The 18770-nt window shown below is 71.1% G+C and carries 19 protein-coding genes; 7 read left to right on the forward strand and 12 right to left on the reverse strand.

Annotated elements, in window-relative coordinates; translation table 11 throughout:
* The first annotated feature begins 96 nt into the window (after positions 1–96).
* A complete protein-coding gene (locus HKK74_RS19515; protein WP_187244679.1) occupies positions 97–1029 on the forward strand; it encodes a sulfotransferase family protein in 933 nt (310 codons plus the stop codon).
* Here the strand turns inward: HKK74_RS19515 and HKK74_RS19520 are convergent.
* The 6 genes from HKK74_RS19520 to HKK74_RS19545 form a co-directional block, all read right to left on the reverse strand.
* Positions 1017–1241, reverse strand: a complete 225-nt coding sequence (locus HKK74_RS19520) for a hypothetical protein (protein WP_187244680.1) — start codon at positions 1239–1241, stop codon at positions 1017–1019. The two genes, HKK74_RS19515 and HKK74_RS19520, sit on opposite strands and share 13 nt — an antisense overlap.
* A 142-nt stretch (positions 1242–1383) precedes the next feature.
* A complete protein-coding gene (locus tag HKK74_RS19525; protein ID WP_187244681.1) occupies positions 1384–1890 on the reverse strand; it encodes a hypothetical protein in 507 nt (168 codons plus the stop codon).
* A 90-nt stretch (positions 1891–1980) separates the two neighbouring features.
* On the reverse strand, positions 1981–3909 hold the full coding sequence (locus HKK74_RS19530) for an ABC transporter ATP-binding protein (protein WP_376771542.1): 1929 nt from the start codon (positions 3907–3909) through the stop codon (positions 1981–1983).
* 162 nt (positions 3910–4071) lie between these two features.
* Complete coding sequence (locus tag HKK74_RS19535; protein ID WP_187244682.1) at positions 4072–4887, reverse strand: enoyl-CoA hydratase/isomerase family protein; 816 nt, start codon at positions 4885–4887, stop codon at positions 4072–4074.
* Positions 4888–5096: 209 nt separating this feature from the next.
* Positions 5097–5309, reverse strand: coding sequence for a helix-turn-helix domain-containing protein (locus tag HKK74_RS40070; RefSeq protein ID WP_012852589.1), 213 nt, complete (start codon positions 5307–5309; stop codon positions 5097–5099).
* 115 nt (positions 5310–5424) lie between these two features.
* Positions 5425–7023, reverse strand: a complete 1599-nt coding sequence (locus HKK74_RS19545) for an ABC-F family ATP-binding cassette domain-containing protein (RefSeq protein ID WP_187244683.1) — start codon at positions 7021–7023, stop codon at positions 5425–5427.
* A gap of 164 nt (positions 7024–7187) precedes the next feature.
* Between HKK74_RS19545 and HKK74_RS19550 the strand changes: the two genes are divergently transcribed.
* Complete coding sequence (locus HKK74_RS19550) at positions 7188–8267, forward strand: DUF2330 domain-containing protein (protein ID WP_187244684.1); 1080 nt, start codon at positions 7188–7190, stop codon at positions 8265–8267.
* Between the two features lie 112 nt (positions 8268–8379).
* Here the strand turns inward: HKK74_RS19550 and HKK74_RS19555 are convergent, their stop codons facing one another.
* Genes HKK74_RS19555 through HKK74_RS19565 form a run of 3 tightly spaced genes read right to left on the reverse strand, consistent with a single transcriptional unit; the run spans position 8380 to position 10424 of the window.
* Positions 8380–9132 carry an AIM24 family protein gene (locus HKK74_RS19555; protein WP_187244685.1) on the reverse strand — a complete coding sequence of 251 codons (753 nt, stop codon included), beginning with the start codon at positions 9130–9132 and terminating at the stop codon, positions 8380–8382.
* A 3-nt stretch (positions 9133–9135) separates the two neighbouring features.
* The gene (locus tag HKK74_RS19560; RefSeq protein WP_187244686.1) at positions 9136–9786 is read right to left on the reverse strand and encodes an AIM24 family protein; all 651 of its coding nucleotides are present in this window, start codon (positions 9784–9786) and stop codon (positions 9136–9138) included.
* A complete protein-coding gene (locus HKK74_RS19565; RefSeq protein ID WP_187244687.1) occupies positions 9786–10424 on the reverse strand; it encodes an AIM24 family protein in 639 nt (212 codons plus the stop codon). Before HKK74_RS19565 ends, HKK74_RS19560 begins: the two co-directional genes overlap by 1 nt.
* A gap of 339 nt (positions 10425–10763) precedes the next feature.
* Here HKK74_RS19565 and HKK74_RS19570 point away from each other — a divergent pair, with 339 nt between their 5' ends.
* Together HKK74_RS19570 and HKK74_RS19575 are read left to right on the forward strand one after the other, a co-directional pair.
* Positions 10764–11132: an ABC transporter permease gene (locus HKK74_RS19570; RefSeq protein WP_246491761.1), complete on the forward strand. Its 369-nt coding sequence runs from the start codon at positions 10764–10766 to the stop codon at positions 11130–11132.
* 226 nt (positions 11133–11358) lie between these two features.
* Positions 11359–12459 carry an EAL domain-containing protein gene (locus HKK74_RS19575; protein WP_312881619.1) on the forward strand — a complete coding sequence of 367 codons (1101 nt, stop codon included), beginning with the start codon at positions 11359–11361 and terminating at the stop codon, positions 12457–12459.
* 93 nt (positions 12460–12552) lie between these two features.
* Here the strand turns inward: HKK74_RS19575 and HKK74_RS19580 are convergent, their stop codons facing one another.
* Positions 12553–14049 carry a carboxyl transferase domain-containing protein gene (locus HKK74_RS19580; protein WP_187244689.1) on the reverse strand — a complete coding sequence of 499 codons (1497 nt, stop codon included), beginning with the start codon at positions 14047–14049 and terminating at the stop codon, positions 12553–12555.
* A 112-nt stretch (positions 14050–14161) separates the two neighbouring features.
* On the opposite strand from HKK74_RS19580, the gene HKK74_RS19585 reads away from it, so the two are divergent.
* Positions 14162–14872, forward strand: coding sequence for a FadR/GntR family transcriptional regulator (locus HKK74_RS19585; protein WP_187244690.1), 711 nt, complete (start codon positions 14162–14164; stop codon positions 14870–14872).
* A 77-nt stretch (positions 14873–14949) separates the two neighbouring features.
* Here HKK74_RS19585 and HKK74_RS19590 read toward each other — a convergent pair whose 3' ends face one another.
* Complete coding sequence (locus tag HKK74_RS19590; RefSeq protein ID WP_187244691.1) at positions 14950–16113, reverse strand: CaiB/BaiF CoA transferase family protein; 1164 nt, start codon at positions 16111–16113, stop codon at positions 14950–14952.
* 221 nt (positions 16114–16334) lie between these two features.
* Here HKK74_RS19590 and HKK74_RS19595 point away from each other — a divergent pair, with 221 nt between their 5' ends.
* Positions 16335–17495 (forward strand): methyltransferase, encoded by a 1161-nt coding sequence (locus HKK74_RS19595; protein WP_187244692.1) that lies wholly within the window; start codon positions 16335–16337, stop codon positions 17493–17495.
* Between the two features lie 207 nt (positions 17496–17702).
* The gene (locus tag HKK74_RS19600; protein WP_187244693.1) at positions 17703–18278 is read left to right on the forward strand and encodes a hypothetical protein; all 576 of its coding nucleotides are present in this window, start codon (positions 17703–17705) and stop codon (positions 18276–18278) included.
* A gap of 78 nt (positions 18279–18356) precedes the next feature.
* Here HKK74_RS19600 and HKK74_RS19605 read toward each other — a convergent pair whose 3' ends face one another.
* Positions 18357–18728 carry a metal-sulfur cluster assembly factor gene (locus tag HKK74_RS19605; RefSeq protein ID WP_187244694.1) on the reverse strand — a complete coding sequence of 124 codons (372 nt, stop codon included), beginning with the start codon at positions 18726–18728 and terminating at the stop codon, positions 18357–18359.
* Between the last annotated feature and the right edge of the window lie 42 nt (positions 18729–18770).

Raw genomic sequence — 18770 nt, forward strand, 5'->3', positions numbered from 1 at the left:
GCGTTCCTGCGGCCGACCCGAGGGCCGTACGATCCAGTAGATGAACGCGGCGGACGCGGGTGCGGAGCTCATGGGGGTGCGAGACTGGTGGCGGCTATGAGCTCAGCACCGCACATTCTGGTGATCAACGGCACCAAGGTCAGGCAGCCGGTGTTCATCCTCGGCTCACCGCACTCCGGTACCGATCTGCTCGCGCGGGCGATCAAACGGTCCACCGGCTTCCACCTGACCGTGGGCCGGCCGAGTCTGCTCCGGGTGACCTACGCCTTCGCCCGGCGGCCCTCCATCGCGTCCGCGAGCGAGCGCGGCGCCGCGCGCGTGCTGCGGGACGCCTATGCCGAGGCCTGGCGGATCAGCCCGCAGGGCTGTGCCGAGTGCGCGCCCGAGTGCCGGGCGCTCGGCGGCGCGGCCGCGGCCTTCACCGAGGCGGCCGGCGAAGCCGCTCCATGCGTGACGCCGCGCGGGGTCGACCGCTTCGCCGACGCCGCCCCCGAACTGATCTACAGCGCCGACGTGCTGCTCGACGCCTTCCCCGACGCCCAGTTGCTGCAGGTGATCAGAGACGGCCGCGACGTGGTGGCGGACATGCTCGAAGACGAGAGCTGCCTCACCTGGTTCCAGCCGGGGTTCGCCAACCTCGACGAGGTGTTCCCCAACCCTTTCTTCGGGGTCGAGGACGAGGTCGAGCGGGCGCGCTGGCCCAAGGCCGGCCCGGCCGTGAAGTGCGCGCTCCGCTGGCGCGGCTCGGTGCGGCTGAGCGCCAGGCTGCGCGCGCAGACGCCGGACGACCAGCTCCTCACCGTGCGCTACGAGGACCTGGTCGACCGGCCCCGCAAGATCGCCGGTGATCTGTCCGCCTATCTCGGCAGCCCGATCTCCAAGAGCGTCCTGTCCGGGCTGGCGCGCACCGGCGACCGCCGCGGGCCCGCGCCCGTGGGCGGATGGCGCGATCGCCTCACGCCGAAGCAGGTGACCCAGGTCGTGCGGATCGCCGGCCGCGAGCTGGGCCGTCTCGGCTACGACCTCTGACGGGGTCCCGTCTCCTGGATCGACCAGGAGCTCGGCCGGACCCGACCCCGCAGGCGGCGAACGTCCAGCGAGACGGAACGGGCCCGCCGGAGCACGGGCGCGGGCAGATCGTGGCAGAGCCAGCCGATGGCCACCCCGGCCGCACCGAGCCCGACGATGAGAACGCTGTAGCGCGCCACTCCGCGCTTGACGGCCCGACGCACCATGCTCACCTCTCCGCGATGGCCACTTCTGCCAACTTCACGACCTTGAACGGGGGGAGACCGACCATGGATGAGACGCCGGATGAAGGGGAGCGGTCCGGATGGTGACCCCGGGACCGGCGCGGGGCGGGGGCGGGATCGGCCCGGCGGATCAGGGACTGAAGATGTGCTGCATCCGGATCAGCCGGCCCTGCGCGTCCAGGGTCACGTGGAACATGCGGGCCCGGTTGGGCAGCGGGCCGTACCTCGCCTCGGCGCGGCGCACCATCGACGCGAACTGCTCCGGCGACACGAGCGCACCGCTGATCCAGTCGCTCAGATCGCCCTCGTAGTACGGCGCGGTGATCCTGATCATGACGCCCGGGGCGAGGCGCACGGGTTTGTAGGGCTGGATCTTGACGGGGACGAGGGTCTCGGGCCCGCCCGGCTGGCGCTCGGTGGCGCGCGCGACGAGGACCTCGCCGGGCGTCGCGCCCGGCCGGACCAGCGCGAAGATCTGGGACGCCGGCGCCGTGACGCGCACCGCGACCTCGCTCACGGGCACCGTGGACGTCGACTGCCGGCCACAGGCGGCGGGCAGTACGACGGCGGCCGCGATCAGCAGCGTCAGCGAGCACACCCGCAACCAGAAACGTATGAGAACACCTCGAACGGACACACCCATCACCCCCGGTGATGCGTTCCTACCCACATTCGCGGATCATGCCTCACCCGGCGTGACGGGTTGTCCCCGGAGCGCGCTCGGCGATCAGCCGAGGGCCTTGGAGAAGTCCTCGGCGATCTCTTCCCCGTCGCTCCCCTGCCTGGCGAACTGCGTCCGGTAGAGCTCGGCGTACAGGCCGCCCTCGACGAGGAGCTCCTCATGTGTGCCGCGCTCCACGACCCGGCCGTCGTCCACCACCAGGATCAGGTCGGCCTCCCGGATGGTGGAGAGCCGGTGCGCGATGACCAGCGACGTACGACCGTCGAGCGCGGTGCGCAGTGCGCGCTGCACGGCCGCCTCGGATTCGGAGTCCAGATGGGCGGTGGCCTCGTCGAGGACGACGATCGACGGTTCCTTGAGCAGCAACCGCGCGATGGCGAGCCGCTGCTTCTCCCCTCCGGACAGCCGGTAACCGCGGTCTCCGACGATCGTGTCGAGCCCGTCGGGCATCGCCTCGACGAGCTCGGAGATCTGCGCGGATCGGAGTGCCTCGAAGATCTGGTCGTCCGTGGCCTCCGGGCGGGCGTAGCGCAGGTTGTCGCGGATCGAGTCGTGGAAGAGGTGCGCGTCCTGCGTCACGACGCCGATGGCCGTCCGCAGGGACGACAACCCGGTCTCGCGGACGTCCTGGCCGGCGATGCGCACAGTGCCGCCGGTCACGTCGTAGAGCCGCGAGACGAGATGCGTGATCGTGCTCTTGCCGGCTCCGGACGGCCCGACGAGCGCGACCATCCGCCCCGGCTCGGCGGTGAACGAGACCCCGTGCAACACCTCGTGCCCGGGGGCGGTGTCCGTGCGAGCGATCGACTCGAGCGACGCGAGCGACACCTCGTCGGCCGCCGGATAGCGGAACGTCACGTGGTCGAACTCGATCCTCGGCGCCGTCCCGTCCGCCGGGGCCGGCAGCGGCCGCGCGCCCGGCTTCTCGTCGACCATCGGCTCGAGGTCGAGGACCTCGAAGACGCGGTCGAAGCTGACCAGTGCCGTCATCACGTCGACCTGCACGTTAGACAGCGCGGTCAGCGGGCCGTACAGCCGGCTGAGCAGGGCGGCGAGCGCGACCAGCGTGCCGAGCTGGAAGTGCCCGTTGACGACGAGCGCGCCGCCGACGCCGTAGACCATCGCGGTGGCGAGTGCCGCGACCAGGGTGAGCGCGGTGAAGAAGACCCGTCCGTACATCGAGGCGACGATCCCGATGTCGCGCACCCGCGCGGCACGGCGGGAGAACATCGCAGACTCGTCCTCCGGCCGGCCGTACAGCTTGGCCAGCATCGCGCCGGCCACGTTGAAGCGCTCGGTCATGAGCGAGCTCATCTCGGCGTCCAGCTGCATCTGTTCCCGCGTGACCTGCTGGAGCCGGCGGCCCACCAGCTTGGCCGGGATGATGAAGATCGGCAGCAGTACGAGGGCGATGAGCGTGACCTGCCAGGACAGCCACAGCATCGCGACCGTCACCAGCACCAGGCTGATCACGTTGGAGACGACCGAGGACAGCGTGGTCGTGAGCGCCCGCTGCGCGCCGATGACGTCGGTGTTGAGCCGGCTGACCAGCGATCCGGTCTGCGCCCGCATGAAGAACGCCACCGGCATCCGCTGCACGTGGTCGAAGACCTGGGTGCGCAGATCGAAGATGAGGCCCTCTCCGATGCGGGCCGAGAACCACCGCTGGGCCAGTGAGAGCACCGCCTCGAGCAGCGCGAGCGCGGCGACCCCGGCCGCCAGCCAGGTGACGACGCTCACGTCACCGGGGACGATGCCCCGGTCGATGATCGCCTTGAACAGCAGCGGGCCGGTGACGACCGTGGCGGCGGCGATGGCGTTGAGCATCAGGAACAGGGTCAGCTCACGGCGGTACGGCCGGGCATAGCCGATGATCCGCTTGACCGTGCCGGGCTTCAGCTTCTGCCGCGTGACCGAACTGTCGCGGCGGAACGACGCCATCACCGAAAAGCCATTCCCCGGCATTCCGGGCATCGCCACAACGGCCTCCAGGTGTCGATCAGAAGATGTCAACAACCTGTAATCATGTAAGCGGCCGAAATATTCCGGAGTCGGCGCTCACCGCGGTTCGGGTTCAGGTTCCGAGGTTCGGGGTCGGGTTCCGCGGTTCAGGTTCCGCGATTCAGGTTCCGCGATTCAGGCGGCTCCGCCGGAGCCGAAGAGCTCCTTGAGCCGGCCGACCTGCTCACGCCGCTCGGCCGCCGCCTGCTGTTCCAGGGTGTTGTGCGGAGCCTGCCGCAGCAGCCGCTTGGTGGCGACCGCGGCTCCGGGGTGGACGGCGAGCAGCGCCGCCGCGAGATCGCGCACGGCGCCGTCCAGCTCGGCCGCGGGGACCACGAGCTCGGCGAGCCCCAGGCGCGCGGCCTCGTCGGCGTGAACGGTGCGCGCGGTCAGGCACAGCTCGATGGCGCGCGGGAGCCCGACGATGTCGACGAGCGGCTTGGTACCGGTCAGGTCGGGGACCAGCCCGAGCGCGGCCTCCTTCATGCAGAACCTGGCGTCGTCGGCTATCACGCGCAGGTCGCACGCGAGCGCGAGCTGGAAGCCACCGCCGATGGCGTGACCTTGCACGGCCGCGATCGACACGATCTCAGGACGCCGCAGCCAGGTGTAGCCGGCCTGCAGCTCGGCGATGCGCCGCTCGGCGTCCGCGGGGTCGTCGCCCGCCGCGCCGGCGAACGAGTCCCCGCCCTCCGCTCCGCCGCGCTCGAACATGCTCAGGTCGATGCCGGCTGAGAAGGACGGCCCGGCGCCCCGCACGACGACCACGCGCACCGGCTCGGGCAGCGACTCCCCGATCCGGGCCAGCCCGCGCCACATCGCGAACGTCATGGCGTTGCGCCGTTCGGGACGGTTCAGCGTGACCGTCGCGACCGGACCGTCGACGTCCAGCCGCAGGCCGGCGTCGGCGAGTTCGCCGGCCTCCGGCCGGCTAGCTGTCGGGTCCGCCATGGGTGGGGCTCCTTCCACAACGCCGTGGCGAGCCCCCGACGCGGTCTCGCCACGGCGGCGGGCACCCGCCCACCGCCGCGCCCGACCCTACCGGGCACGGTGACGGCGACTCCGGACCGGCCCGACCGGCCCGACCTCCCCGCCACCGCGGCCGTACGGGCCGGCCACGGTGGCGGATCGGGTGTTGTGCGTTCGTGCGGGGGTGAGTGTCAGGACTTCTTACCGCGTGTAGCTCCACCGCGCCCACGCAGATTCACGCCGGACTCCGTGAGGATGCGGTGAATGAATCCGTACGAGCGGCCGGTGGCGGCAGCCAGAGCGCGAATGCTCTCGCCGGAGTCGTACCTCTTTTTGAGTTCCGCCGCCAGCTTGTCGCGCTCGGCACCGGTCACGCGGGTGCCCTTCTTAAGGGTCTCGGCCACGAGTACCTCCCGTAGTGATGTGGTGACCGCTGCGTTATCCCCCGCCATGATCAGTCATTCCGGCCGGATCGGCTACCCACTACGCCAGAAAAGATCGAAGGAGATCCCGCGCAGGTCAGGCGAGTGCCACCAGATCACCAAAATCGTCACTCCAGATGTCCTCAACACCATCTGGTAGCAAAATCACTCTTTCCGGTTGCAGCGCCGCGACTGCGCCTTCATCGTGGGTCACCAAAACGATCGCTCCGGCGAAGGTCCGGAGGGCGGAGAGGATCTCTTCACGGCTTGCCGGATCGAGGTTGTTGGTGGGCTCGTCGAGCAGCAGCACGTTGGCGCTCGACACCACCAGCGTGGCCAGTGCCAGGCGGGTCTTCTCCCCGCCGGACAGCACTCCAGCGGGCTTCTCCACGTCGTCGCCGGTGAACAGGAAAGACCCGAGGATCTTGCGTACCTCGACTTCGGGCAGGTCAGGGGCGGCCGACCGCATGTTCTCCAGGACAGACCGGGACAGATCGAGGGTCTCGTGCTCCTGGGCGTAGTACCCGAGACGCAGGCCGTGCCCCGCGATCACCTTGCCCATGTCGGGGTCGTCGATTCCCGCGAGAAGCCTGAGCAGCGTGGTCTTTCCGGCGCCGTTGAGACCGAGGATCACCACCCGGCTGCCCCGGTCCACCGCGAGATCGACGTCGGTGAAAATCTCCAAAGATCCGTACGATTTCGACAAACCCTCAGCGGTGAGCGGAGTTCGGCCACATGCGGCCGGATCCGGAAAGCGGATTTTGGCAACTTTGTCCGCGCGGCGTTCGTCTTCGACGCCGGAAAGCAGGCGCTGGGCCCGGCGCTCCATTTGCTGTGCCGCCTTGGCCTTGGTGGCCTTGGCCCGCATGCGATCCGCCTGCGTTTGCAGAGTGGCCGCCTGCCGCTGGGCATTCGCACGTTCGCGCTTGCGCCGCCGTTCGTCCGTCTCGCGCTGTTCCAGGTAGGTCTTCCAGCCGACGTTGTAGATGTCGATGACGCAGCGGTTGGCGTCGAGATGGAACACCCTGTTCACGACGGTGTCGAGCAGCCCGACATCGTGGCTGATGACCACCAGCCCGCCCTGATGAGAGCGCAGGAAGTCGCGCAGCCATGTGATCGAGTCGGCGTCGAGGTGGTTGGTCGGCTCGTCGAGCAGCAGCGTGTCGGCGCCGGAGAACAGGATCCTGGACAGCTCGACCCGCCGTCGCTGCCCACCGGACAGCGTCCGCAGCGGCTGCGTCAGGATCCGGTCGGGCAGCCCCAGGCTCGAGGCGATGGAGGCGGCCTCCGCCTCGGCCGCGTAACCGCCGAGCACGTGCAGGCGATCCTCCAGCCGCCCGTAGCGCCGCACCGCTCGGTCCCGCTCGTGGCCGGTTGTGGTCGCCATGAGCTCCTCGGCCGCCCGAAGGTCTCGGATGACCTCGTCGAGCCCCCGCGCGGACAGGATCCGGTCGCGGGCCAGCACCTCGAGATCGCCGGTGCGCGGGTCCTGCGGGAGATACCCGACCGTGCCCGAATGGCTCACGGCGCCGCCCGCCGGCATCCCCTCGCCCGCGAGCACCCGGGTGAGGGTCGTCTTGCCGGCCCCGTTACGGCCCACGAAGCCCACCCGGTCACCCGGGTTGACGCGGAAGGTGGCGCCTTCGATGAGCAGCCGGGACCCGGCGCGCAACTCGACATCGGTCGCGATGATCACAGTGGTGACGCTCCGCTTTGAGGGGAATAGGGTTGGCAGGCCGACGGCACAACAGAGCGCGTCCGGGTCATGTCACCGCGACGCGCTCAAGACCTGTCAGTCCGGGAGCATCTGATCAGTGTACGTGACGCCGAGTGCACCACATCCACGCACGGGAGTGATCAATGCGGATTCTGGGACGCCTCGCCGCGGTCGCCGGACTGCTGTCGGCCTGGACCGGGGCGGCGCTCGTACAGCCCTCCTGGGCGTGCGGCTGCGGCGCGTTCGTCGGCCCCGCGGGCAGATCCGGAGTCGACGTCGCCGACGAGACCTCGATCGTGCGGTTCGACGAGAAGGCGGGCACCCAGCAGATCGTGATGCGGCTCTCCGTCGAGTCCCGCACCCGGCACGCCGGATGGCTGTTCCCGACCCCGTCCCCGGCACAGGTCCGGCTCGGCGACCGCGTATGGTTCCGCGAACTGGACAAGCTGACCGACCCGCGGGTGGTGCGGCGGCGTTCCTGGTTCGGGTCGTTCGGCTTCGGCGGCGCCGACAGCGCCGGGGCGCCGGCGAGCCCCGGCGGCGGGGTCTCCGTGCTGGGCGAGAAGCGCCTCGGGCCCTTCACGGTCGCGACGCTCGCCGCGAACGACCCGGCGGCGCTCTCGGGCTGGCTGAAGGACAACGGCTACCGCCTCAGCCCCGGCCTGGACGAGGCGCTCGCTCCCTATGTCGCGATGGGCTGGAAGTACGTCGCGGTGAAACTCGATCCCGGCCCCGGCCAGACCCTCTCGGGAGAGCTGGACCCGCTGCAGATCTCCTTCCGCACCCGTGAGCTCGTCTACCCGATGCGGCTGTCCCAGCGGGCCACGTCGGCGCAGTCGGTGCACCTCTACGTCCTGGCGCCGCACCGGGTCGAGCGCGTGGCGTCGCGGGCCCCGCGGGACGAGATCGCCTTCGCGGGCTGGATCGACCCCGCCCAGGTGGCCTCACCCGAACTCAAGCGCTTCCTCGGTGGCCGGGTGTTCCTGACGGAGGCGCTCAACCGGCATCTGCCGCCGCGGCTCATCACCGACGACTTCCACTACCGCTACACGGCGGCCGACACGCCCTACCGCGAGACCGTCTACGAGACCGAGGTCGTGCGCCTGCTCGGTGTCCCGGCCGGGCTGGTCCTGCTGCCCGCCGGGGCGGTCGTCGTGGTGGGCGCGCTCGCCACCTCGATCGCGGTGTTCGCACGGGTGCGCCGGCGGCGCCCGGCGCGGTGATCGCGAGGTCGGTGCCCGCTCGGCCAGGTCAGTGTCGCCGGTCGGTTCGCCGCTGTGTCGGTCGCCGCTGTGTCGCTGCCCGGTCGCCGGCCGGTCGCCGCTCAGTGGGGGGTCAGTGCTGCTGCTCGGCGGCGAGCCGCTGGGCGATGGTCCCGTGCAGCTGCCGCAGCCCCGGAACGCCGAGCATGCCGATCTGCCCCTCCAGCTCGCGCAGCATCGCGTCGGAGCTCGTGACGTGCTCTGAGGACTGTATGAGCACCGTGCCCTCGCCGGTGAAGTCGAACTGGTGCTCCTCGCCCGAGGTACCGCCGACGCCGAACATCATCCGGGCCGCGCCGAGCACACCGCGCACATAACCGTGGTCGTAGTGATGGCAGGGCGACGGGCAGTCGGCCCAGCCCAGCAGCGCCTGCGGGTCGACGCGGATGGGCGGCTCGACGAAGTGCACGGGTCCGTTGGAAGCGGCCACGAACCGGCCGGTGCCGATCAGGGTGAGGAAGCCCGGGATGATCGACTGCTTGAGCTCCAGCCCCGGCTCGAAGGCCAGCAGGTTGGCGGCCCGGATCGTCAGGTTGCCCTTGTCCAGGTCGTAGGAGTTGATGTCGAAGCCCCGGTCGGCGAGCAGCAGCTTGCCCTGCCCCTCGGCGACGATCCAGTCATGGGCGTAGAGCGGTGAGTGGAAGCTCTCGGCGACGAGCATGTCGAGCGGGCCGGCCGACAGCGCCTGGAACCGGATCTGCCCGTAGTAGGCGATCATCTTGCCCTTCTGGGTGAACCACTGGCCGTTCAGGTCCACCGAGAAGGCGTACGGGTTGACGTTGTCGTTGGCGGGCAGCGTCGCCGCGTTGAACGTGGTGCTGGTCAAGGCTCAGACCTTCCTCTCGCTGGCCTGGACATAGACGGTGCCGGTGCCGGTCAGCCGGAGCTGGAAGCCCTCGCCAGAGCCACGGCCGATCATGTCCCGAAGCCCCATGGCCGTGGTGAGCGTGTTGTCCACCTGGCCCCGGTGGGCGACGTAGGCCTGCGGGTCGACGTGGATGGGGCGCTGCGGGGTGATGGGCAGCTCGATGACACCGCCGTGCGAGATCACCGCGCACGAGCCCCGGCCGACCAGGGTCGTGGTGAACAGGCCCTGACCGCTGACCGCGCCCCTGATGACCCCGCGCGCGCCGCCCTGCTCGCCCAGGAACATCGTCCCCTTCTGCAGGGTGGCGTCGTACAGGAGCAGCCGGTCGGCCTCGATGTAGAGCGTGTCGCCGGTCAGCTCGATGACGTGCACGTACAGCCCGGCGTGGCCGAACATCGCGGTGCCCTGGCCGGTCACGTGCATCATCGGCACGGATTCGCCGGCCATGCGGCGGCCGATCGCGCCGCCGATCCCCTGGCCGTCGGTCACGGTGGGGGCGAAGTCGACGTTGCCCACGTAGGCGAGCATCGACCCGCGCCTGCTGTAGACGTCCTGACCATGGCCGATGGGCACCTGCACCATCTTCGCGTTGATCGAGGTGTATCCCGGCATCAGATCTCCAAAATCCCGCCGCGCTCGGCCGGCTGAACGTAGACCAGCCCGTGCCCCTGGTACCGGAACTGCACGCTCTCACCGGAGCCCTGCCCGAGCACCGTGCGCCAGTTGACGTCGGTCACGACGTCCTGTTGCAGCTGCCCTCGGTGTGCCACGTAGGCGTGCGGATCGACGCACAGCGGCGTCCCCGGGGCGACCTCGAGCGCGATCGCGGGGCCGTCGGACAGGATCGCCACGGTCCCCTGGCCTTCCACCTTGGTGGTCGCGAGTCCCTGCCCGGTGCCCATCCCCCGCAGCCCGATGAACTGCACACCCGTCTGCAGCCGGCCGTCGAGGGCGAGAAGGCTGTCGGATTCGACCAGCAGGGTGTCGCCCGCGAGTTCGACCAGGGTGACCTCCGTCGCCTCGCTGGCGAAGTACACCGTGCCCTGGCCGGTGACCTCCATCAAGGTCATGCTCTCGCCCGCGACCCTGCGGCGCAGCGCCCCGCGCAGCCCTTCGCCGCCGGTCATCCCCTGGCGTTTGAAGGTCATTTCCCCGTCGTAGGCGACCATCGAGCCGTTCATGGCCCGGACCGTCTCCCCCGCCATGTCGACGGCGAGCATCTTCGAGCCGTGCAACCGAAATCTAGCCACGAGGCCACAACATACAGACAGCGTGGGCTGGGAGTCGATCAAACGACGGCGAATCGGCCGGATCCGGCATGGCGTGCCGGTCAGGGCGGCCGGCGGGGATCGGTGACGTGCGGACGCCCCTGACGCAAGCCACCTCGACCCGGGGGGCGCCGGCGGCGCGTCACGCCCGGCGCACGCCCGCGACGCGACCTCGTCACCGCACCCGTCACGACCCCGGCGTTCCGGGCGAAACGGCCCGATGAATGCAACGTTTCCCGCCACGCCGCACGGCGATCTCCCCAGGTCGGACGCTGATTGGGCAAGATGGCCACCATGTGGATTGCCCCTGAAGGTCGGCGCATGAAGCGCTGGTTAGTGCCCGGGCTCACCGCCGGCGTCGGCCTCGGCGTGGCGACCGCCCTGCTTCTCGACGGCCGTTCCCGCAGCGCGTGGACCGCCCTCGCCGTACTGCTGGGCTACGCGCTCCTCCTCGCCATCCGGCGGCACGAACCGGCGTTGTCGCTCAGCGAGGCGTTCGGATCGGGCCACCGCGCTCGCAGCCACCTGAGAGCGGCCGCGATGACGGGGGACGTCCTCACCATGGGCGTCGTCGCCGGCCTCGTCGTGCAGGCGCTCCGCGATGGCACGGTCGGGCCGTACGCGTGGCTGGCGGCACTCGCGGGCGCGACCTACGCGTTCTCGCTTCTCGTCGCCGGTCGCGCCCAGTGAGCCCCGATAGGCCGGGGTCCACCGGGGTCCACCGGGGTCCACCGGAATCCGCCCTGGTCGGCCCTGGTCCGCCCTGGTCGACCTGCCCTGGTCCGCCACGCCGTGCCCACCTGGGCGAATTCTGGATGAACACCACCTCACGCCTGCAGAGAAATCCGTTTTCGGGTGGCACGATTCATAGGTGTCTGTCCGAAATGTCATAAACTCGCCGCTCCCGGCGAGTGTGGTGTTTCAACCGATCGTCGACCTCGACACGGGCACGGTCATCGCCGTCGAGACGCATCCGACGCCGACCGCCGACAACGCGCCGACCCGTTTCGACCCGGCGGACGAGGACGTGCGCCGTGCGGTACTCGGTGCCCGTCTGGCCGCCGAGGCGGGAACGCGGCTGCCTCTGCAGATCACCGTCAAGATGGAGACCCTGGCCAGGGGACGCGATGCGCTCGTGGGCCTGCACCGGGGACTGCTCGACACCGGCCGGCGGCCGAACGAGATCCTGATCTGCGTGACCGGGGGGTTCGCTCCCGCACAGCGCGCACAGGTCTCCACCTCGCTGCGCGACCTGCGCAAAGCCGGTTACCTGATCGGGCTCACCGGCCTCGGCGCCGCGCACACGCCCCTCGACCTGCTCGTCGACGACACGCCGTACCTCGTGAAGCTCGATCCGGACCTGGCCCGCCGGGCATCGTCGGAGGACCGGCGCTCCGCCCTCGCCGAGGCCCTCGTCAGGCTGTCGCGCCGGATGGGGACGCATGTGCTCGCGCCCGGCATGGCCACCGAGAAACAGCTGATCCATCTGCGCGGGCTCGGCGTGCGGCTGGTGCAGGGGCCTCTGCTCGCCCCTCCTGACTGGCATCCGGGCATGGGCGTGACAGTGCCGGTCCTGCCCAGCGAGTCCGACTCCGCGCCCGAACCGCACAACGACACCGGCCTCGGCGCGCGGGTCTCGGAGTTCACCCTGCCGGCCGTCACGATGGCCGACACCGCGACCGCGGACGACGTGCTCACCGCGCTCAACGCCGAGCGGGGCACGACCAGCGTGGTGCTCGTCGACGCCCACCAGCGGCCCCGGTACACCGTCGACCGCACCAGATTCCTCCTCTCGATCTCCGGACCGTACGGCCACGCGCTGCACGCGCAGCGGCCCGCCGCCCGGCTGGCCGATCCGCCGCGGCTGGTGCCACGGACGGTCCCGGCCATCGCCGCGCTCCGCGCGGCGGGCAAGGAGAACGACCGCGTCTACGACGACCTCGTCGTCATCGACGAGGTGGGACGCTGCCTCGGAATCGTCCGGGTCGGCGACCTCATCCGCAGCCTCGCGCCCTGATCGGGCCCCGACCGGCCTGACACCCGGCACTGGGGCGGCCCGACCTCCGCCGCACGCCGCCCGGCGCCTCCCGCCGGCCGGGCCCGGCTCCGCTCAGCCGGCTCCGAGCCTGCGATAGCGGCGGCGGCGCTCGGCCATCCGCGCGTCGGCGTCACGCTGGAGCAGTTCCGCCAGTTCGGCCTCGAGCACCGCGCCCACCCGGGCGAGGAACGGCTCGGGTTCGTCGGCGGCGTCCGGTCGTTCGGCGACGATCCGGTCGACGATCCCGTTGGCGAGCAGGTCGGCGGACCGCACGCCCTGGCGCTGAGCGATCTCGGCCGCCCGCTCGGTGGTGCGGTAGAGGATCGCGGACGCCCCCTCGGGCGGAAGCGGCGAAAGCCACGCGTGCTGGGCCGCGATGACACGATCCGCCGGCAGCATCGCCAGGGCCCCACCGCCGGCGCCCTCCCCCAGCAGCAGGCAGACGGTCGGCGCCGGCAGCGTGACCAGCTCGGCCAGGCAACGTGCGATCTCCCCGGCGAGCCCGCCCTCCTCGGCCTCACGGGACAGCTCCGCGCCCCCCGTGTCGATCACGGACACCAGCGGCAGGCCCAGGTCCGCGGCCAGCCGCATGCCGCGCCTGGCCTCCCGCAGGCCTGCCGGGCCGAGTGGCTGGTGCTTGCGCTGCGCCTGGCGATCCTGCCCGAGCAGCACGCACGGGGCCGCGCCGAAGCGGGCGAGGGCGAGCAGGAGACCGGGGTCGCGTTCACCGGCCGCCGTACCGCTCAGTGGCGTCACGTCCTGGGCCGCCCTTTCGAGTAGCGCCTGTACCCCCGGGCGGTCGGATCGCCGCGACCGGCGGATCGACTCGGCCGCGGGCACGTCGTCGAGAGGTTCGTCCGGCGGCGCCGCAGCGCGGACGATCGTCCGTGGCGCGCACAGGACGTCGAGGACCCGCGCCGCGACCCTCGCGATGTCCTCGGGCGCGAGCACCGCGTCGACCAGGCCACGGGCACGGAGGTTCTCGGCGACCTGGACACCCTCGGGGAACGGCTCCCCGTACAACGCCTCGTGCACGCGCGGGCCGAGGAAGCCGATGAGCGCGCCGGGCTCGGCCGCGGACACGTGGCCGAGCGATCCCCAAGAGGCGAGCACGCCTCCGGTCGTGGGATCGCGCAGGTAGACGAGGTAGGGCAGCCCGGCCGCGCGGTGATCGGCGATCGCCGCCGCGACCTTGACCATCTGGAGGAACGCGATCGTTCCCTCCTGCATCCGGGTACCGCCGGAGGCGGGCGAGGCCAGCAAAGGCAGCTGCTCCCTGGTGGCGCGCTCGACCGCGAGCACGAGCCGTTCGCCCGCGTCGACCCCGATGGACCCGGCGAGGAATCCGAACTCGCACGCGATGATCGCCACTCGCCGTCCGTGGAGGCGGCCCGCACCGGTGATGACGGCCTCGTCCAGACCCGTACGCTCGCGGGCGCGCGCCAGGTCGGCCCGGTAGTGCGGGTCGGCGGGAACCGAAGTGATCGGTTCGTCCCAGCTCCGCCAGGACCCCTCGTCCACCACCGCCTCGATCAGGGCCAGAGCACGCGGCCCTTCCCTGAGCGCCATCACGACCACCCCGTCACGACGAGCACGACCAGACATCAAGTGGCACAGTGATCAGGTGACCTAGCCTCCTGCACAGTTATCGTGACTGTCAATCTCTGCCCCCGGAGGCCCCATGCCAACGCGCCCGTCGTCTCCGCCCGCGAGGTCGTTGCGCCGCATCGAGCGCCCGCGTCTCTATGAGCAGCTCGCCCGCACCCTGTGCGAGTACATCAGCGACACGGGCCTGCAGCCGGGCGACCGGCTGCCGCCCGAGCGCGAGCTCGCCTCCCGGCTCGGCGTGAGCCGGGTGTCCATCAGCCAGGCGCTCGTCGCCCTCGAGGTGCAGGGGATCGTCGATGTCCGGCATGGCGAGGGTGCCGTCCTGGTGGACTCCCACGCGGGGCTCGTCAGCGCGGTCCAGGCGCGGCGTCGCCGGCTGGCCGAGGTGCTGGAGGCCCGCGAGGCACTGGAGGTCAAGCTCGCCGAGCTGGCCGCTCGGCGCCGCACCGAGGCCGATCTGCTCCTCATCGACGAGGCCCTCGCCCAGATGGAACGCGAACTGCGCGAGGGAGGGCTGGGGGAGGGCGGCGACGAGCGGTTCCACGCGGCCGTGACCGCCACGGCCCGCTCCAACCTTCTCGCCGACCTGATGGGCGAGATCGCCATCGCCGTACGGGAGTCGAGGATCGAATCACTGTCGCAGCCGGGCCGTCCGGAGCACTCGCTGCGCAGCCACCGCCGTATCGCCGACGCGATCCGCGCCGGTGATCCGGTACGGGCCGCCGAGGCGATGCGCGAGCACATCCGGCTGGTGTCCGACGTCGCGCTGCTACGCGATCAGTGATCCACTCGCGCCGTACTCACCCAAGCCGAACTCACCCAAGCCGTACTCACCGAAGCCGTACTCGCTCAAGCCGAAACTCACTCGTCGAGCCAGGCCAGGATCTCCTCGGTGTGCTGCCCCAGGGTCGGCGGCGCCGTGTGCTTCTCGCGGCCACCCGCGTACGGGGCGTCGTCGAGCCGCAGCGGAGGCCCGGGCAGAGTGACACGGCCCAGGGTCGCGTGATCGACGTCCAGCAGCAGCCCCTGCGATCGGGTCTGTTCCCACTCGTAGACGTCGTCGAGCGTACGCACCTTGCCGGCGGGGACTCCCGCCTGGGCCAGCCGCTCCAGCCAGACCTCGGCCGGCTCGGTGCCGAAGACCTCCTCGATCAGGCCGACCAGTTCCTGGCGGCGGGCGACGCGGTCACCGTTGCCGGCGAACCGTGGATCATCGGGGTCGAGTCCCACGATCGGCGCGAAGGCGCGCCAGAGCCCCTCACTGCCGACCGCCACCTGGACGGGGGCGTCCGCGGTCCGGAACAAGCCGTACGGGCAGATGGACGGATGATGGTTGCCGCCGGCCTGCGGCACCTCGCCGGCCACGGTCCAGCGCGTTCCCTGGAAGGCGTGCACCCCGACGATCGCGGCGAGGAGGCTGGTCCGCACCACCCGGCCCCGCCCCGTCCGTGCGCGCTCGTGCAGCGCCGTGACCACGCCGTACGCGCCGTACATGCCGGCGAGCAGATCGCCGATCGGAACGCCGACGCGGGTCGGATCCTGCGGTGACGGTCCGGTCAGCGACATCAGCCCCGCCTCGCCCTGGGCGATCTGGTCGTACCCGGCACGCTGCCCCTCGGGCCCGTCGTGCCCGAAGCCGCTGATGGACAGGACGACCAGACCGGGATTGAGCTCGTGCAGCCGCTCGACCGAGAACCCCAGCCGGTCCAGCACGCCGGGCCGGAAGTTCTCCACCAGCACGTCGGACCGGCCCACGAGCCGGCCGAGCACTTCACGGCCCTCGTCGGACTTGAGGTCGAGCGTGATCGACTCCTTGTTGCGGTTGCACGACAGGAAGTAGGTCGACTCCCGCCGCTCCTCGGGCCCGGCGAACGGCGGTCCCCACCCTCGCGCGTCGTCTCCCCCGGCCGGATGCTCCACCTTGATGACGCGCGCCCCCATGTCCCCGAGCATCATCGCCGCGTGAGGACCGGCGAGGGCCCGGGACAGATCGAGGACGATGACATCGGACAGCGGGCCGGTCATGGACACCTCCACAGAAGTCAGGCGACAGAGACTAGTCCACTAGGCCGCCGCGCGGCGTCCGCCGTAATGCGACGGTGGGCGGACCGGCCGGACCCGTCGACGACGGCGGATCCGCCACACCGGACCCGGGACACCGGGTCCGCGTGAGCGCGATGCCCCCGCTCTGCGGCCGGGATCGATCGCGCGAGGTTGGGCGATCGGCGAGGTGAGACGATGGGCGGATGAGACTTCTCGTCCGGTGCGTGCGCGGGCTGGAGTGGGTGGCCGCCGACGAGATCGCGTCCACGGTCGGCCCCGCTCAGCTGCGGATGCGGCGACGCGAGATCCGTTTCGCCCTGCCGGAGCCGGATCCCGCCCTCTTCGCCCTGCGGACCGCCGACGACGTGTTCGCCGAGCTGGGCCGCCTCGACGATGTGGGACACACCAAGGACGTCCCTCCCAAGCTCGCCGAGCGGGTCGCCGGCCTCGACTGGCGGCAGGCCGTCGACCACGTGCGCACACTGCGCCCCCTGCCCGCGACACCCCGTTTCGACGTGGTCGTCAGCCTCGAGGGCCGCCGCAACTTCAACCGGTTCACCCTCGAGGACGCGGTCGGCGCGGTGCTGGCGACCCGGCTGGGCGGCCGGTTCGTCTCTCGTACCGCGGACGGTGGCCGGGCGGCCGGGACCGACCTGACGGTCCGGCTCCTGCTGCGGGGCGACGGCGCCACGGTGGCCCTCCGGCTGGCCTCCCATCCCCTGCACCGCCGGTCGTACAAGCTGGACGCGGGACCGGGATCGCTCCATCCGCCACTGGCCGCCGCGCTGGCCAGGATCGCCGCGCCCGATGCCCACCCGGGCGCGGAAGGGCCCGGTACGGTCGCCGACCCCTTCTGCGGCGACGGCACGATCCCGATCGAGACTCTGCTCGCCTACCCCGGGACGAGGGCGCTGGCCTCTGATCTCGATCCGGGACGGCTAGCCAACGCCCACGCGAACGCCCACCGGGCGAAGGTCGACATCGGCTTCGCCCGCGCGGACGCCGGCCGGCTGCCCTGGAAGGAGGGCGGGATCGATCTGGTCATCACCAACCCGCCGTGGAACGTGGCCGTGGACGCGGGCGGCCGGCTGACGGGCTCGCTCGAGCGCTTCTGGGCCGATCTGGCGGCCCTGACCGGCCGGAACGCCTGCGTGATCGCCGATTCCGGGCTGGAGGCGCCGGAGCGGTTGCGCGCGGCGGGCTTCTCCCTGCTCCCGCACGTCCAGCGGATCCGCATCGCCGGCCGGATCTCCGACATCGTGCTCGCCGCGCAGGGGCCGACGCCGCCGTCCCTGCCGCCCGGCCTGGCCGGCTGGCTCGACCGTGCCCTCGGAACCGGTGTCATCGGCGAGGACTCGTTCTGACCGGCCGCCCCGGCTGCTCGGACTCCGGCCGAACCACCCGGATCCGCGACCGCATCGATCCGCCGGCCCGATTCCGCCTTGACGACGACCTCCCCGTACTTCCACAGGAGGACAACGGTTCATCACCGCCGACGAGGCTTCGCCGGTCCCGGCCGCCGATCATTTGGGAAGTAGTGTCGCCGCCCGGGTGACATGGCAGGGAGAACCATGCTCTTCGGCATCATCGCGGCCTGTGAGATCGGGTTCTGGGTCGTGCTGCTCGCCGGCCTGACCGCGCGTTACGCGTTGCGGATGCGCAGGCTGAGCACCGTCCTGCTGGTGTGCGTCCCACTGGTGGACGTGGTGCTGCTGGTGGCGACCGTGATAGACCTCCGCGGCGGAGCCGTCGCCGGGATCACCCACGGTCTGGCGGCGGCCTACATCGGATTCTCGGTCGCCTTCGGTCACAGCACGATCCGCTGGGCGGACCAGCGCTTCGCCCACCGCTTCGCCGGCGGCCCCGAGCCGTGGAGGCCCCCGAAGCACGGCATGGCCCGCGCACGGCACGAGTGGAAGGAGTTCGGAAAGGCGGTCATCGCCTGGGCCATCGCCTGCGTCCTGCTCCTGGCCGCCATCGCGATGGTCGGTGACAGTGACCGTACCGCCGCCCTCACCGGCTGGATCGCCCGGCTCACGGGCGTGCTGGCCATCTGGTCGCTGTGGCCGATCACCTACACGATCTGGCCCGCGAAACCCAAGCAGACAGAGGCCGACCCGGTCGGTGAGGGCACGCCGCAGCGCTGATCCATCACGAAAACGGCCGGACCCGGCAGCACAGGGCCCGGTCCGGCCGTCATCGGGACGTGTGGTGCGGCGAGCGGCTCAGACGTTGAAGCCGAGCGCGCGAAGCTGTTCACGCCCCTCATCGGTGATCTTGTCCGGGCCCCACGGCGGCAGCCAGACCCAGTTGATCTTGACGTCGGAGACGAGCCCGTCCAGGGCGCTGTGCGCCTGATCCTCGATCACGTCGGTGAGCGGACAGGCGGCGCTGGTCAGCGTCATGTCGAGCGTCGCCACGTTGTCGCCGGACAGGTTGATCCCGTAGATCAGGCCGAGGTCGACCACGTTGATGCCGAGCTCGGGATCGACGACGTCCTTCAGCGCCTCGAGGATCTCCTCCTCGGGAACCGTGCCCACACCGGCCTCGGACGTCGCGGTGTCGGAGGCGGGGCTCTCTGGCGCGGTCTCACTCATGATGATGTCTCTCCTGTTCGCTCAGGGCCCACCCTGAGCCCC

The organism is Actinomadura alba (genome assembly GCF_014323705.1).
GTDB lineage: Bacteria > Actinomycetota > Actinomycetes > Streptosporangiales > Streptosporangiaceae > Actinomadura_C > Actinomadura_C alba.

Excerpts from the sequence above, each read along its gene's own strand:
- HKK74_RS19585 (WP_187244690.1), top strand. The coding sequence starts at position 14,162 with ATGCCAACGCGCCCGTCGTCTCCGCCCGCGAGGTCGTTGCGCCGCATC.
- HKK74_RS19515 (WP_187244679.1), top strand. The coding sequence starts at position 97 with ATGAGCTCAGCACCGCACATTCTGGTGATCAACGGCACCAAGGTCAGG.
- HKK74_RS19570 (WP_246491761.1), top strand. The coding sequence starts at position 10,764 with ATGAAGCGCTGGTTAGTGCCCGGGCTCACCGCCGGCGTCGGCCTCGGC.
- HKK74_RS19600 (WP_187244693.1), top strand. The coding sequence starts at position 17,703 with ATGCTCTTCGGCATCATCGCGGCCTGTGAGATCGGGTTCTGGGTCGTG.
- HKK74_RS19530 (WP_376771542.1), bottom strand. The coding sequence starts at position 3,909 with ATGCCCGGAATGCCGGGGAATGGCTTTTCGGTGATGGCGTCGTTCCGC.
- HKK74_RS19535 (WP_187244682.1), bottom strand. The coding sequence starts at position 4,887 with ATGGCGGACCCGACAGCTAGCCGGCCGGAGGCCGGCGAACTCGCCGAC.
- HKK74_RS19580 (WP_187244689.1), bottom strand. The coding sequence starts at position 14,049 with ATGGCGCTCAGGGAAGGGCCGCGTGCTCTGGCCCTGATCGAGGCGGTG.
- HKK74_RS19605 (WP_187244694.1), bottom strand. The coding sequence starts at position 18,728 with ATGAGTGAGACCGCGCCAGAGAGCCCCGCCTCCGACACCGCGACGTCC.
- HKK74_RS19590 (WP_187244691.1), bottom strand. The coding sequence starts at position 16,113 with ATGACCGGCCCGCTGTCCGATGTCATCGTCCTCGATCTGTCCCGGGCC.
- HKK74_RS19560 (WP_187244686.1), bottom strand. The coding sequence starts at position 9,786 with ATGCCGGGATACACCTCGATCAACGCGAAGATGGTGCAGGTGCCCATC.
- HKK74_RS19550 (WP_187244684.1), top strand. The coding sequence starts at position 7,188 with ATGCGGATTCTGGGACGCCTCGCCGCGGTCGCCGGACTGCTGTCGGCC.
- HKK74_RS19595 (WP_187244692.1), top strand. The coding sequence starts at position 16,335 with ATGAGACTTCTCGTCCGGTGCGTGCGCGGGCTGGAGTGGGTGGCCGCC.